Source organism: Aquimarina rubra, assembly GCF_042684305.1.
GTDB classification, from domain to species: domain Bacteria; phylum Bacteroidota; class Bacteroidia; order Flavobacteriales; family Flavobacteriaceae; genus Aquimarina; species Aquimarina rubra.
In genome coordinates, this window is the sequence record NZ_JBHULE010000002.1 from 392186 (window position 1) to 407607 (window position 15422).

Here is a 15422-nt window from a genome sequence, read left to right on the forward strand (position 1 = left end):
AAACTATACTTCCGAAGCTCATTTATTCACTTTTGATTAACAAATCAAAAAAATCTTTAAACAACTTATTCTTGACTTATATATTTTGGCCTTAAAATATTTCTATATTTTTGGGTTTATAAGAAAGGGACTTCCATTATCAATTTGACACCTATTAAAATGATATACGATGATTTATCTCACATCTAACAATAGAATGAATAGCAAAAATGAAAAGTACAGTTTTTGAAACTTCCTTACAGTCCACGCATAGTATATTGATCCCTACAGAAATTGCTGAACCATTTATTTCTCAAAACCATAAAAGAGTAGTTGTTCGTATACAATTTCAGAATGCGTCAGTTCGATTTCACGCAGCTTTACAAAAAAGAAAGGAGTTATTTTTTGTGATGTTTAGTAAGAAAATCAAAAACAACTTGGTGTATTTCCAAGTGATTATTTTCAGGTTCAATTGTTTGAAGATACTTCAAAATATGGTGTAGAAATGCCTGAAGAATTGGAAGCTGTCTTACAAAGTGATCCGGAAGCTTCAGAAATCTTTGAATCCTTTACTGATGGTATGAAGAGAAGTTTGATTTATTATGTGTTAGGATTCAAAAATTCTCAGACCCGCATCGATAAAGCTTTGATTATTACAGAAAATTTAAGATTGGGTATCAGAGATAAAAAACTACTAATGAAGAAATTATAGTAGTTACTTTATAGAAAATCAATAAAAAAAAATAACATATGATTAATACCTATAAAAAATAAAGGAATTCATTTTGGCGGCAGCATATAAGAATATCTATCGCTTGGATATATTTTCTTATTACTAATAAGGATTATAAGTAATTCTATTTAGTATGGGTTGACAAGTATCAATATTATTAGTTATTCTAACATTTTTGATGTTTTAATAAGTCCAGTAATTACTTTTACTCAGGGAATTTCGGTTCCTTCAGCGATTATTGGCTTTACCATAGTGATCTATCTTTTGATTTATCTATTTCAAAAAAATCAATTAAAAAGAAAGAAAAAATGATTGTAAAATGGCAAAGAAAATCTGATAGATTACTACTACAGTTAAAAGATCTGAAATCCATTTTCTCGGCAATAGTTCTTTTCAGTTTTATATCACATATGCTTTAGGAGGTGATGCCAAAACCAGAAGTAAAATAGAAAACCAAACATATAAAACTGATCATCAAATTACCTTTACTGATGGTGAGGCAATTAATGTAAAACTTATTGGTCAGAACAGCTTATATGTTTTTTGCATTTTAGAAAATTCTTCCAATATAATTATATCGCCAATCGAAAGTAAGATTAAAAAAAATCAGAAAAAAGATACCAAAAAAAGGCAATTTATAAAAGCTAGTCTCTAACAGAGCCTTATTCTTAACGCAACCATTTTGATTTTTTTTCATCTTTCAATCAAACAGTCATAAGATGAAAAAAACAAAATTACTTGTACTAGGCCTGCTCGTTATATGCTTGCAGAACTGTTGTCCTTTACTGGCAGATTGTGAAGACAACGATGATGATTTCCCAATAGAGCCAAGATTTACTCAATACGAACCCGTATTACTAGATCGTAGTGATTTCGAAAATTCAGTTTCTCTTAAAGATCCCATTACTATAGAAACATCCGGGAAAATCTATATTAAAGACAATTTGCTTTTTATTAATGAAGTTCACAAAGGATTTCATATTTATGACAACACCGATCCAGCATCACCAACTCCCATAAAGTTTCTGGAAGTTCCGGGATCAACAGATCTCGCAATCAGAGATAATATGATATATATCAATCAGGCAACAGATTTAATCGCAGTAGAATACAATAACAGCAACGAAATTACTCTTACAAAAAGAGTGGTTAATGTATTTCCAGAATTGCGTTCTCCAGATGGTTTTTTACCATATAACATCCCAGACAACAACGTAGTAATAGGCTGGACACTAATTAATTAAAAAGAAACATTATGAAAAAATATATGTATATGATTCTCACTTCTTTTATAATATTCAGTTGTGATTCTGATACTAATAGTGATACCTCCTCTCCTACCTCAGAAGATGGTCAAGGAGGATCTTTAGCTACCTTTACGTTAAAAGGAGATTATTTATATACCGTAGATAATACAGATCTTACAGTATTCAATATTACAGACATTAAGGATCCAGTACAAGTAAATACCATACCTATTGGATTTAATATTGAAACTCTTTTTAGTTATAAAAACTATTTATACATAGGATCCAGAAACGGAATGTTTATATATGGCCTCACAAATCCTGAATTTCCTGAAAAATTATCCCAGGTAGAACATTTTACAGCCTGCGATCCTGTTATTGCAAACGACACCCATGCTTTTGTTACATTGCACTCTGATACATTTTGTGGTAATAATATTAACGTTTTAGAAATCTATGATGTTACTACGGTTACGGAACCGATCCTTATTAATTCCAGAAATCTTACCTTTCCGAAAGGGCTTGGTTTATACGGAGATTTTTTAATCGTTTGTGATGATGAAATTAAGGTATTTGACGTATCAAATCCTTCAGAATCCAACTTGGTTACCTCTGTTAATAGAAGTGCATTTGATGTTATTATTTCTGGCGATCTATTAATCGCTATTGGGGAAACCGGGCTATATCAATATAGACTTGCCACAGACATCAATTCTGGGATTAGTATAACAGAATTAAGTACAATAAACATATAACAAAATCTAAAAACCTATTAAATCCTTTGCTGTAAGCTAAAACTGCACTATATTGGTTATTCTAAAACTTAACAAATCATTAAATTATGAAAACTCTAAACCTGGCGGTAATTGCTTTTCTATCTATAGTTGTTCTTGGATGTAAAGGGGATAAAAAAGAAGGAAAAGAATATGAAAACAAAGTAAACGAAGAAATTACCCAAGAAACTACTGAAGGAAAGGAAGAAACTACGAAGGTAAAAACATTGGCAATTTCACTTGCTCCAAAAAGCGAAAGCCAAGTATCAGGTAATGTAACTTTTACTGAAGAAGGCGGAATGGTAACTATGGTAGCTTATTTAAGTGGTTTATCAGAAGGTGAACATGCTATCCATATTCACGAAAAAGCGGATTGTTCTTCTGAAGATGGTAAATCAACTGGAGGACATTGGAATCCAACAATGGAACCTCACGGAAAATGGGGAGCACAAGAAGGTTATCATAAAGGAGATATTGGAAACTTTAATGCATCAGGAGACGGTAAAGGTTCTATCACTTTTGCTACTAACGAATGGTGTATTGGATGCGGAGATGATAAAAAAGATATTGTCGGTAAAGCTATTATTGTGCATCAGGGAATAGATGATTATACATCGCAACCATCAGGTGCTGCTGGAAGTAGAGTAAGCTGCGGAGGAATTATTCAATAAAAGAAATACGATCAGTGTAAAAGAGTATATTCATTTTAATGATATACTCTTTTTACTTTTTCAAAAGGAAAAAATAGATTAATAGTATCCGAACCAACCTTACATGCAGCCCAAAGAATTAATCTCTCAATTGCAGCAAAAAAATGAAAAAGCTTTTCAGCGCATTTATGAAATGTATGCCGAAAACATTTTTGGTGTGATTTATAATATTGTAAGAGATGAAAATTTATCTGAGGAAGTACTGCAAGACGTATTCGTTAAAATCTGGGACAAGGCAGACTCTTATTCAGAAAAAAAAGGACGCTTCTTTACTTGGATGCTTAATATTGCACGTAATGCAGCCATTGATAAAACAAGATCGGCAGCGTTTAAAAATTCAAAACAAAACCAAACTGCTGATTATTTCGTAGATATATTAGAAGAGAAAAGTAATTTTTCAAGTAAGATTGACGCTATAGGTATCAAAAAGTACATAGATGTGCTGGAACCAATTTGCAAAAAAGTCATTGATTTATTGTTTTTTAAAGGGTTCACACAAAAAGAGGCTTCAGAAGAATTAGACATTCCGATTGGAACGATTAAAACTCGGAACAGAATTTGCATTAATAAATTAAGAGAAGTCTTGGCTGTATAATTTATGGATATAAAACAATACATATCATCCGGAATATTAGAACTCTATGTGTATGGCGCATTATCAGAAAAAGAAAATGCCGAAGTATACAAAGCGCTCAAAGAACATCCGGAAATCGAGGAGGAAGTAAAAGAGATAGAAAAATCTCTTATGCAACTATCCGCAGCTACTGCACCTTACAATCCAGAATCCGTTTTTAATCGCATTAAAGAGAAATTAAGCTTTACTGATAAAGAAACGGATGTTATTCCAATGACTTCAAAACGTACTAACTGGCCTGCCTTTATTGGCTGGGCAGCATCGGTAGCACTACTAATTGGATTGTTTATACAATTTAATAAGAATAAAGAATTACGCCAACAAGTTGTAGAATCACAAATAGAACAAACCTTATTAGAAGGGAAAATAAATGTTGCCGAAGAAGATTTATCTAAAGCTAAAACATTGCTAAGCGTACTTCGTGATAAGGATATACTCCAGATTCCATTACAAGCTCAGAAAGTAGATCCAAGTGCATATGCTGCTGTATACTGGGATAAGGAAAAACAAACCGCATATATTGATGTAGCTGGATTACCTACTCCTCCACCTGGAAAAGTATACCAAGTATGGTCATTGAAGCTAGATCCGCTTACTCCTACCAGTTTGGGAATTCTGGATAAATTTACCGAAGATGAAACAAAAATCTTCTCTCTTACTAACACCAATGAATCTGAAGCTTTTGGGATTACATTAGAACCAGAAGGAGGAAGTGAATCGCCTACCCTGGAACAGTTATATACGCTAGGTGTGGTTGAATCTTAGTTTTTGTAATTCCGTTTAATAAAAGTGAATTTGCTACTATAAAACGTCCATCATTCTATTATCAATAATAGACGTCTGATGCTGATTATATTCTTACATCAACAATTATCTATTCAACTCATTTTTAGCGATTTGTAAATTATCTTTAAATATTTCTAAATTATGATGGTTTATTTTTTTGCCAATTGCTACTGCTTTAGTAAAACTCGTAACAGCTTCTTCATAATTTTCGCATTTTAAGAAACCTTCACCCAGACTATCCCAAACATTGGGTGATTTTGAATAAAGTACAGTATTCTCTTTAAAAAATTCTATCGCTAAATTGCAATTGTTATCCAATAAATTATAACCTAATCTATTAATTGAAGATTCTGTAGGATGGTATTTTTCAAAAAAGGATTGTTTAATACTATCGCCCGTTTTTTGGTTTCCGTTTTCATAGTAGAGATACATAATATGTCCTATAGACGTATCAGAAGGCAACACTTCATACCCACATAATTCTGATAATTTTTCAAAATATCGATTTAGTGCTTTAACACCTCCATCCTTTTCAAATTCTGCTAGTGAACCTCTGTCAGGGTATCCTTCTATTCTATAATTATCTTCAAGTTGATGGGCTGATAAATATAGTTGGTGTACTATTTCTTGATTTTTGATGGTATTTACGTTGGTGGTATATATAATCGTTGTACCATCATCAAATAAGTTTATTGAAGCAACGTGCCCAAAGGTTGATCCACTATGTGAAAAAAGCTTAGCCTTTGTATTTCTTTCAATAAGATCGTCCCAATTCCTGATCCAACCGTAGCAATATCCTTGCTTATTAGGTGTCAGCATTTTATCCGTATATTCTTTAGATAATAACCTATAAGATTTAACAGCTTCACTCCATATGAATAAGTCCTCAACATTAGAATGCATCCCTCCTGTAGTATATGTATTCGACTGATCCCTAAATGGAACTTCATGAAAATCTCCTCCATATTTCATGAAAATCATTTTAATAGTTTCATCTTCTACAAACTTATATCCCTTAGCAGTTTCATTTTTAATAAATTCATTAGATGCGAATCCGGTATTTTTTAAACCAAGGGGCTTCGTTATTTTTGTTTCCAATAATTCAGCAAATGATTTTCCTGAAACTTCTTCCAAAATTGTTCCCAAGAGTATATATCCTAAGCTACTGTAGTAAAAAGTTGTTCCCGGTTCATAAGATAATTTTACTTTACTAATCAACAATGCCAACTCCTTAGGAGAATACTTCGTTGCGGCAAACGTATTAAACTTGATTCCATTTTTTGTAATACCTTCATAATGTGGTAATCCGGAAGTATTCGATAAGAGCTGATGGATGGTTATTTTATCTCCAAATTCTTTAGGGAGATATGATAAATGTTTAGAAACCGAATCGTTTAAATTCAACTTCCCTTCTTCTGCCATTTGCATAACTAACATGGCAGTGAATTGTTTGGTTACCGATCCAATAGGAAATTTAGTTTCTAAAGTATTGGGGATATCTAATTCTCGATTATTTAATCCATATGCCTTTTTAAATACAATTTCACCATTTTTTGCCACAAGAACAGCTCCATTAAAAGGACTTCCGATTTTATGTCTTCCATTTTCGGAATATGCTGTCATTAGCTCATCAAGAGATTGAGGAGAATCACTACAAGCAACTAGTAATAATGTAATGCACAGGATGCAACTTATTTTCTGTAATGTGGTATAGGTCATATTTGCTTCGTTTAATTATTTGAAACAAATGTATACGGACACAGGGATTTCTATTATGTCATTTATTTTATTTGCTGATGATTCCTAGAAAAAATTAGGCACAGATGGTAATACTTTAGTATACTCTTTATTTAGTTGTATGGTAGATTTTGAAAGTATTACGATATTGAATCCAAGACATAAAATATAAGCTATGGAAGCACTATAAAAACCATTTCCTGCATTTCCTGTAATAAGGTTAGTAAAAAAAACTGCTATAAAAAAGAATAGCAAAGTGATGATTGTCCAGATAATTTGAAAACTAATTATTTTACCACCGATGTGTCTTAGATCCTTCAGTCTCTTGCTTACTTTCCAAATGATAAACGGAAATATGATATTACCTAAAGGAATCATTAATGTGACAAGAATAGATAAGTTCATTATTTTAAGAACTGATATTTCTTTACTAACATCCTGAACGTTCGATTCATCTGTTGTAAAATCTGAAACATCAACATCTAATTTTTCTGCAAGGGTTTGCAGCGTATAAAGACGTGGTGTTACAATACCTTTTTCGATGCGTTGTATAGTTCTAAGAGAAATGTTGGACATTTCAGCAAGCGCCTCTTGTGATAGACCTTTTGCTACACGTGCTTCTTTAACTTTTTCTTTTAAAGCTATAGTATTCATTATTAAATATTTAGTCTTCTCGCTACTTAGCTATTGCCAATTACGGCTTAATTACCTCTCTTATAGTTACTATAATGATGTTGTTATTTTTTTACAAATTTCAAATTCTTAACTCTTCCCACTGATAGGATACAGGCATCGTTGGTTTCATTAAATTCAAAAATCATGAATGGTGCGAGTGTCAATGCATTTTTCATAATAGGAATTATTGGATCTGCAAGTTCTCCATTTATGTATAGCGCCATGCCTTTTCCTTCAGTTTTAAACGTATAAACGACATCCAAATCACGATTATAATAATCTCCTGAATATGTTTTTAAATCATTATCTGTAAAAGAATCCATAGGCATATACGCTCTGAAATTAGAAAGAGTTTCACCTGGAATATCTAAAGAAAAGTTTTTGGGTGATCCTGAATCGTCAAACTTTAGTATGATAGTCGGGTTAGATATGAACCACTGAAACGTATCCTTAGCTATTGGAATCATTTTAGTTGTTCTACCATTACTTCTTACATAATGAAGTGTATCATTACGAACCTCTAGTTTTCTACTTATCTTATCATCATTGTTCCAATACGTTCCTTCAAAAGCGCTAAGTTGATCCTTAGAAAGTGAAATTGACTTTATATTTTCTTTTGTGAAATTTGAATCAGTAGCTGCATTATCATTTTCCTTAAACTCATCTTTAAGAAAGATATCAGCTACCTGAAATGCCATTCTTGTAGGATTGGCATCGGATCTGTTTGCAAGAAGTATGACCGTAAAACGTTGCTCCGGAAGTCTAATCATTTCTGCTCGATATCCAACAAAGGCTCCTCCATGTTGAATAGTTTTAAGGCCTTTATAAGTGTCTATCCCTAAACCCGAAGCATAGGTAATTTGCTCTCCATTATTTAAGGTTCCAACGGTAGTCATTTTATTCCAAAAATCTTGGTTTAAAATTTTTGAATCATAAAAATTATCGTCCCATTTTTTTAAGTCTTCAACAGTTGTAAAAACACCACCATCTCCAATCATGTCTAATGTAGTCATGCTAATTGAATACCCCTTTTGTTTGCTTGGTGAGTAACCTGAAGCTCGATTTTTCACAATTTGTGTATGATCATTATGAAAATGAGTATTATCCATGCCCAATGGGTCAAAAATATTTTCCTTAGCATATTTAGCCATAGAAACCCCACTAACCTTGTTAACTATTTGGCCAAGAAGCCAATATCCAGAATTGCTATATAAATATTCGTCTCCTGGTTTAAAATTTAACTCTTCTTGGTTTGCAAGCCATTTCATTACTGTTTTATCAGTATAATGATCTTCATCTTCCAAACCCGAAAGACTGGCAAGTGACAAATAATCCCTTATACCGCTGGTATGATTTAAAAGATGTTGAATGGTAATATTATTGGCGTAAGCAGGAAAATCAGGAAAGAACTTAATCAACTTATCACCTAATGATAGTTTACCTTGCTGAGATAAGAGTACGATACAAGCAGCTGTAAATTGTTTAGAGGTAGATGCAATACGAAAAACAGACTGAGGACTATTAGGTATGTTATACTCTAGATTTGCAGCGCCATATCCCTTGGCATAAATCAATTTACCATCTTTTATAATTCCCAATGCACCACCTGGTGTTTCAGGTTTGTTCCAATCCGAAAAAATTGAATCGATACTAGTTTCTTGTGGAATTGAATTTTGAGCATTAACATTATAGATGCATAAGATAAGAGTCAGAATTACTGAAATGTGTTTCATTTATGATGTTTTTGATTTTTATGAATTATTTTTTGTCTTGACCGAGAAGCGACATAAGCCCGTTAGCAAGAGAACCACGCCAGTTTACATAGTTATGTCCTCCATTAAACTCCCTGTAATCTATTTCATACCCCTTTATTTCTAATATATCACGTAATTCTCTATTGGTTCCAAGCATAGAAGCACCGGCATCATACAACCCAATTTCCATATAGAATCGTATAGGAAGCTTTTTGCTATTCTTAAAAGCTGTAATCAATTTGCCTGTATCTTTTGGGTAAATCCAATGATTTTCATCATCCGTTGCTTTTATCCAGTACGAACCTGACTGTGACAAAACAGTACCAATAACATCAGAATGATTAAATGCAATAAAACTGGCAGCATAACCTCCTCTACTGGAACCTGCAAGTACTACATTTTTTGCTTCTTTATGAATATTATATTCTGAACGCATATAAGGAATGAGTTCTTGAGCAATGAAGTTAGAAAAGGTATCACTTATTAAATCCTTGGTTCTTTTTCTCATTGACCAAACTAATACTGTTACAGTTGGTGTAATTTTATTTTCCGCTTTTAAATTATCCAGAATTGTTGGTGTTGGTATTCTAGACCTTCGATTAGGTCTTCCTCCATATGATTCACCATCAAATACAATCAATAAATTATGAGGAGTTTTTGGATCATAATTTGCCGGTGTATGAATTGTTATTTTTCGGTCTTCGTTTAAAAACTTACTCTTAATGGAAGTTAGCATGAGTTTTCCTTTTGAAACACCCTTTCTTTCAGAAATATATAGTTCTTTGGGAGCATCAGGCATTACTACCGTTCCGTCATAAACGTGATCCACTTCTCTTCTTTCAATCTCGTTATTTGGGCCAGCATGATATACTTTAAAATAATTAAATCCGTAATTGAACCTTGCATCTTTTGGAACTAGTTGAGTTACAAAAAACAATTTTGTATTTCCCAACCTCTGAAACCTTAGTCCTAAAAAATCCGGACCACCACTTTGCATAGCATATTCTGTATCTTTATCCGGGACACAAAAATAAGTAACCAGCATATTGGTATCATTCCCTTCTAACGGTTCAATAATATGTTGCTGTTCTAGTTTATTTATGAATGTATCAATCTCGTTTGGATTAGTTAATGAGGATTCCCATAAATCATATAGTGTTTTTGTTGGGAATTCTTTCTTAGCAATACGTTTGGCATTATCCATTAGAGCCAATACTTCTTCTACCTTTAACAAATATGTACCTTGTTCAGCATTCTTATCTAATGTGCGAATTATAAATTTATAGATACCCGATTCGTTAGCCGTAATATCAATTGGTTCAGCACCATTTTTGCCATTTGGACTATCTATCTGTTTTAGTAATATTCCTTTTGGAGTATACACATCAACTACAATGTCAATACCATCCTGAATTACCTCTCCGATAATAGCCATTCCATTTTCTAGATTAGCAATATAAATATGCTCTTCTGTTGCAGATAACTTCTTCTCCAACTTCATTCCTGCAACTAACTCTATATCGTTACTAAGTGTCTTAGCAAAGGCATTCGTAATATTGGAAATACATAAGATTATTATAAAGAATATGAGCTTATATGTTCGTTTCATCAATCGATTGTTTATTATGAAATCAGGTTTTAGTGATTTTAACTAGTAGAATTAGGTATAAAGAAACAATATTATTTTCTTTTAATCATCAAAATCTACACTTCCACCAGTGGGAAGGGTATTAAGAAACTCATCAAAATCTAAAATCTCCGTAAAATCTCCAGAGGGTATAGACACATCAATATTGGTAAGTGTCCTGACAGAAAAATCTGAAACATCTGCTGTGATATGTATATTTAGGTCTACTCCTTTTTTCAGGATTTTTAGCCCCATATTCAGCCACTTATTTTTAGATAATTTCTCTAAATCTGTTTCTTTTTTTACTGTTGAATCCTTTTTACGAAGTATATTTCTGGCCAATTGATCAATAGCCTTGGTTTGTTTTCCTTTAATTATAGAATCATTGCTAATCTCTGAAAAAGTTGTTTTCACCTCCGATTTTAATGGAAAATTAATCTCTTCGGGAAGGTTCATAAAAACCATTTCTAACAGCTCGCGTTTTACTTTTATTTCTTTAGAATCAAATACATCTTGTTTTAGAAAATCTGTATCATCGTGATATCTGGTAAAATCCGATTTAAATCCTTTTATAACAGTAGAATCCTTTACTTGATTTATTAATCTATAATCAAGTAATAATTCGAATGTGCGATCAACAGGAGATGGTATACCTTTTGGCATTACCTTCGTTTTTAAATGAGTTTTATAATCCTTAATACTAAGTGTATGTTTATTCCTTGTGCTACTTAATTTATCCGCATAATACATTACTACCCTATCTTTTTTAAGATCTATAATAATACCAGCATAATTCTCCAGCATACTATATACTCCGCCCCATTCTTGTTCTCTTTTTATTTTATTTTCTGAAATATAATAGGTTGTATGTACTTTGGTTAAAGATCCATAAAGGCCTCTGGATTCTGATAATTTAATTTCTCCTTCGAAATAAAGTCTATTATCCTCTTCCTTTTTATCCTTATCTTCTGTATTCCCTTCTTTTTTATCCTCTAAAAAATTACAAGACAGAGTAAAAAAAGCAAAAAAACAAGGTTGTATCTTACAGTTATGGATTTTATCATTGGTTATCATTTAATAGCTCAATACATTAATATGTTGCCCAAAGATATACACTATAGGTTAATTTCTTATACCAATTTTCAGTGAAATGAATAGAGACTGCAATATCGTTTCTGTATAAAGTAAGTAGTTATTATCTTTTGAGTTTTCTTTTTTGTATTTGCCTTCTTACCCATTTGATTAAAACACTAAATCCAATGGCCATCACGATGGCAAAGCCATTAAAAACAATATCCATTGGATCGAAGACACGATTAGGCAAAAATATCTGTATGCATTCATCAAATACTCCAACCATGAAAGCAATCATTATGGCAAGTAAAGCAGGTATAAAAACCTTTTTTCCTTGTTTAACACGTTCGTTGATTGCATTATGTATAAAAATTGCCAACACGCTGTACTCCATAAGATGACTGCGTTCCGGTAATCCAAGCCTTAGAAACAACATGCTATATACAGCTACAACACCTATTAAGACAGTAATTTCAATCTTATTTGCCTTTGTCCTAAACGCATGAACTACAATGGTTATACCAACTAGTATCATAACACTACCAAAAATAAGTGCTTGTACATCCTGATTACCAAAAATCGCTGCCAATGGCTGTCCGATAAAAAGTGTAGAGAAAATTGCCGCAAACACAGCAAGTACCCATATCCATAGGTGTTTCTCTTTTTTAGATGTAAAAAAAGGCATACGTTCTATTTTTATAAACGTATGAAAAAATTAGGTTTATTATGAAGAATAATTATTTTACTACTACAGGTTTATCACTCAAATTTCTTTTTTATAATTTCGATTAACTCTTCCTGCTATTAGCTGTAATACAAATATTCTCAACTAGTTCCCTTCTTTTTAAATTGCCAATCATTTTGTTCATCACCAGTTAAATCTGTATGGCTTTTCATTGATTTCATTTTAATAAAACAGTATTATTATAACCCCATCCAAGAGTTAAATTGAGCCGTACTGGCTTGGCTTGTTTTTAAAATATGAGATTTTAATTTTACATGGATGGCAACAGTATTTTTAGCGTAGCGGTTTATTTTTTCAATATAATTCCTGTTTACTAATTCACTTCTGTTTATTTTAAAAAAATCACTTGGATTCAGCATTTCGTTTATTTCCTTAAGAGATGTCTGGTTCAGCAAATGTTTTTTGTTGGCTGAATCATACGCCGAAATAATACCATAATCAGCCTGAAAAAAAACGACATCTTCTGTTTTCAAGAAGTAAATCCCACTATTAGATTTTATAGGAATATATTCTTTATACGTTGGTTTTAATTCTAATTTACTTTGATAATAATCGTCTAGTTTTTTAAAAATATCATTTTGATTCGTTGTTAAATTATTTTTTAAAGAATCATACTTCTGTAATGCTTTTTCAAAACGTGCGAATGAAAACGGTTTTAATAAATACTCAATACCGCTAGTCTCAAAAGCATTCATCCAAAATTGGTCGTAAGCAGTTATAAAAATGATAGGAGCCACAATCTTTATTTGATTATACACTTCAAAAACATTCCCATCCCTCAATTCAATATCCGAAAAAATCAAGTCAATATCTGGTTGGGTTTGAAAGTAATTCAAAGCTTCCGTAACCGTTGCGATCTCTTTTACTATCACTAAGGGTTCATCAGTTTTATCGAGATAGTTTTTTAGTTTTTTTACTGCAGGTGCTTCGTCCTCTATAATTACTACTTTAATCATTGGTATTCATTTTAATAAATGGTAAAGTAACGGCAAATTCAACCTCGGTTTCCTGAATATTAATAGCAGTATTTATTAATAACTCAAATTGTTTCGATAGATTTTTTAAGGCAACGCCATTGCCTTTTTTCTTTCTATGTTGCTCAACTTTATTATTCTTAATTTTAATTCCGTTTTCGCTTGTAATATTAATAATTACAGGGTTTTCTGTGGTTCCCAAATTATGTACAATTGCGTTTTCTACCAGAACTTGTAAACAAAATGGAGGAACGATTCTATCAGAATTTTTAATAGTATCCTCAATAATTAATTGATAACACCCTACATATTTTTTTTCCATCAATTCAAAATAACTTTCGATAAACATCAATTCTTCTTGAATAGATATCAATTCTTTGTCAGAGTTTCTAAGAGCATAACGATATAGTTCTGAAAATTGACTTAAGAACTCGGAAGCTTTTTCTTTATCTTCTTCTATGAATTGATCAAGTATGTTTAAATTATTAAAAAGAAAATGAGGGTTTAGCTGTGCTTTAAGTTGCCGAATTTTACTTTTAGAATTGTTGATTCTATACTCATTTAATTGTTTTTTATAGTTTTTATTCTCTTTATAATACAAATAGACAAAAGAAAAACTCCCAAAAATCATAAAATCGATGATCTGTCTAAAAACCCTATATGTTATTTGATAAGAGGAATTAAAATTCCTCGAAAAGTTATTAAAACCAACAGAGATAAGTACGCTTAATACATTTATAAAAACGATATAGCAGATAAAACTTATTCCAAAAAACTTCAAATACTTCCATACCGAAGGAATCTGTCCTGAGTAGTTTTTATCTGTATTTTTTTTAATAAAATCAACACCTATAAAAATGAAGAATGCATTCAGAAAAACCCAAAATGAAGTATCCATATGGAAAACAAAATCATCCCAGGAACTTGCGATTCCTATTTTATCTTTAAGCGTTAATACCCAGCTAAAAGCAAACAGGAAAAGGATAAACTTGTTATTTTCTTTAATGTAATGAAGTAATTTTTTCATACCGGGTAAATATATGCATTTGCAATTAATAGGAGCTGCTTTCTTAATTACAAATGCAATGTTAACTGAAATATCTATTTTGGCCAGGAACTGATTACATCACCTTTTTCATTGTAAAATTGAAGTTTAGCGTTATTGTCTTTATCTACATAAAACTTAGCTTTAATACCACCTTTATCATCAAACAAAAACAATCCATTTTGTCTTCCTGCTGTTTGTCCTAAAGCAACTCTAGGCACGCTTCCAATAAGGCCTTGCTCAATGTATTCTTTATATTTTTTTCTACGTTCTTTTGGATCTGCAATCGTTTTCAATTCCTTTTCGATTTTCATCATACTCTCTTTAGTCTCTTGATCACCACGATCATTAAATACTAAACGACCTCCTTTATAGCGTTTGTCTCCTATCCGATCATCGGTAGTTATTAATTGCATTACCTGATCTCCATCGTATTGATCATAGGTTAATGAAAGGCCTGCACTATGTCCCTCTTCTGTTTTGGCACCATCATAGATAAAACCACCGCATTCCATTCCATCTTCGTTAAAGAATAACATACCAGCACGCTTTTTTCGTTTATGATAAATCCTACTATTAATACTATCACCTTCACTTGGAAAATGTTCTGCATTGGTGATTACCATTTTAACTGTTCCATCTTTCTCTATAATATTAATGCGTTCTACATCAATACTTCCAAACTTTCGATCATTAGATCCTTTAAAAGCAACAGAAGCAAAGGTTAGTATTCCTAAAGCTGTAGTAAGCGCAAACATTCGTAAAAAAATTAATTCCCTTTTTGTATTTTTCATAATGAATAGATTAAATAATTAATGATGCCTCAAAACTACAGTGACTCTAGTATTTTAAGAACACCTTTCTTATGAATACAGGAAGAATTAATTAGAACTAAGGAGAAATAACGTTGAAAAGAAGAAGCTCAAAAA

At 31.9% G+C, this 15422-nt stretch carries 16 protein-coding genes; 7 read left to right on the forward strand and 9 right to left on the reverse strand.

The annotated features are described in order from the left end of the window. Positions 1-209 precede the first annotated feature (209 nt). From ACFSR1_RS02155 to ACFSR1_RS02185, 7 genes are all read left to right on the forward strand, one after another. Positions 210-482, forward strand: a complete 273-nt coding sequence (locus ACFSR1_RS02155; RefSeq protein ID WP_378289168.1) for a hypothetical protein — start codon at positions 210-212, stop codon at positions 480-482. Between the two features lie 2 nt (positions 483-484). Next, the gene (locus ACFSR1_RS02160) at positions 485-691 is read left to right on the forward strand and encodes a YdeI/OmpD-associated family protein (protein ID WP_378289170.1); all 207 of its coding nucleotides are present in this window, start codon (positions 485-487) and stop codon (positions 689-691) included. A 740-nt stretch (positions 692-1431) separates the two neighbouring features. Continuing rightward, the gene (locus ACFSR1_RS02165) at positions 1432-1956 is read left to right on the forward strand and encodes a hypothetical protein (protein WP_378289172.1); all 525 of its coding nucleotides are present in this window, start codon (positions 1432-1434) and stop codon (positions 1954-1956) included. 11 nt (positions 1957-1967) lie between these two features. Further along, entirely contained in the window at positions 1968-2714 is a 747-nt protein-coding gene (locus ACFSR1_RS02170) for an LVIVD repeat-containing protein (protein WP_378289174.1), read from the forward strand. Positions 2715-2800: 86 nt separating this feature from the next. Next, entirely contained in the window at positions 2801-3403 is a 603-nt protein-coding gene (locus ACFSR1_RS02175) for a superoxide dismutase family protein (RefSeq protein WP_378289176.1), read from the forward strand. A gap of 103 nt (positions 3404-3506) precedes the next feature. Then, the gene (locus ACFSR1_RS02180) at positions 3507-4037 is read left to right on the forward strand and encodes an RNA polymerase sigma factor (RefSeq protein ID WP_378289178.1); all 531 of its coding nucleotides are present in this window, start codon (positions 3507-3509) and stop codon (positions 4035-4037) included. 3 nt (positions 4038-4040) lie between these two features. After that, positions 4041-4841, forward strand: a complete 801-nt coding sequence (locus tag ACFSR1_RS02185; RefSeq protein WP_378289180.1) for an anti-sigma factor — start codon at positions 4041-4043, stop codon at positions 4839-4841. 105 nt (positions 4842-4946) lie between these two features. On the opposite strand, the gene ACFSR1_RS02190 is transcribed toward ACFSR1_RS02185, so the two are convergent. The 9 genes from ACFSR1_RS02190 to ACFSR1_RS02230 form a co-directional block, all read right to left on the reverse strand. Then, on the reverse strand, positions 4947-6581 hold the full coding sequence (locus ACFSR1_RS02190; RefSeq protein ID WP_378289182.1) for a serine hydrolase: 1635 nt from the start codon (positions 6579-6581) through the stop codon (positions 4947-4949). Between the two features lie 84 nt (positions 6582-6665). Continuing rightward, on the reverse strand, positions 6666-7253 hold the full coding sequence (locus ACFSR1_RS02195; protein ID WP_378289184.1) for a helix-turn-helix domain-containing protein: 588 nt from the start codon (positions 7251-7253) through the stop codon (positions 6666-6668). An 83-nt stretch (positions 7254-7336) separates the two neighbouring features. Beyond that, positions 7337-9007 carry a serine hydrolase domain-containing protein gene (locus ACFSR1_RS02200; protein WP_378289186.1) on the reverse strand — a complete coding sequence of 557 codons (1671 nt, stop codon included), beginning with the start codon at positions 9005-9007 and terminating at the stop codon, positions 7337-7339. Between the two features lie 25 nt (positions 9008-9032). Further along, entirely contained in the window at positions 9033-10637 is a 1605-nt protein-coding gene (locus ACFSR1_RS02205) for an alpha/beta hydrolase (RefSeq protein ID WP_378289188.1), read from the reverse strand. Positions 10638-10718: 81 nt separating this feature from the next. Further along, positions 10719-11729 carry a hypothetical protein gene (locus tag ACFSR1_RS02210; protein WP_378289190.1) on the reverse strand — a complete coding sequence of 337 codons (1011 nt, stop codon included), beginning with the start codon at positions 11727-11729 and terminating at the stop codon, positions 10719-10721. A 121-nt stretch (positions 11730-11850) separates the two neighbouring features. Further along, positions 11851-12414: a VanZ family protein gene (locus ACFSR1_RS02215; protein WP_378289192.1), complete on the reverse strand. Its 564-nt coding sequence runs from the start codon at positions 12412-12414 to the stop codon at positions 11851-11853. A gap of 239 nt (positions 12415-12653) precedes the next feature. Beyond that, a complete protein-coding gene (locus tag ACFSR1_RS02220) occupies positions 12654-13430 on the reverse strand; it encodes a LytR/AlgR family response regulator transcription factor (RefSeq protein WP_378289194.1) in 777 nt (258 codons plus the stop codon). Further along, positions 13423-14475 carry a sensor histidine kinase gene (locus tag ACFSR1_RS02225; RefSeq protein WP_378289196.1) on the reverse strand — a complete coding sequence of 351 codons (1053 nt, stop codon included), beginning with the start codon at positions 14473-14475 and terminating at the stop codon, positions 13423-13425. Before ACFSR1_RS02225 ends, ACFSR1_RS02220 begins: the two co-directional genes overlap by 8 nt. Positions 14476-14549: 74 nt before the next feature. Next, positions 14550-15287 (reverse strand): hypothetical protein, encoded by a 738-nt coding sequence (locus ACFSR1_RS02230; protein ID WP_378289198.1) that lies wholly within the window; start codon positions 15285-15287, stop codon positions 14550-14552. Positions 15288-15422: the final 135 nt, after the last annotated feature.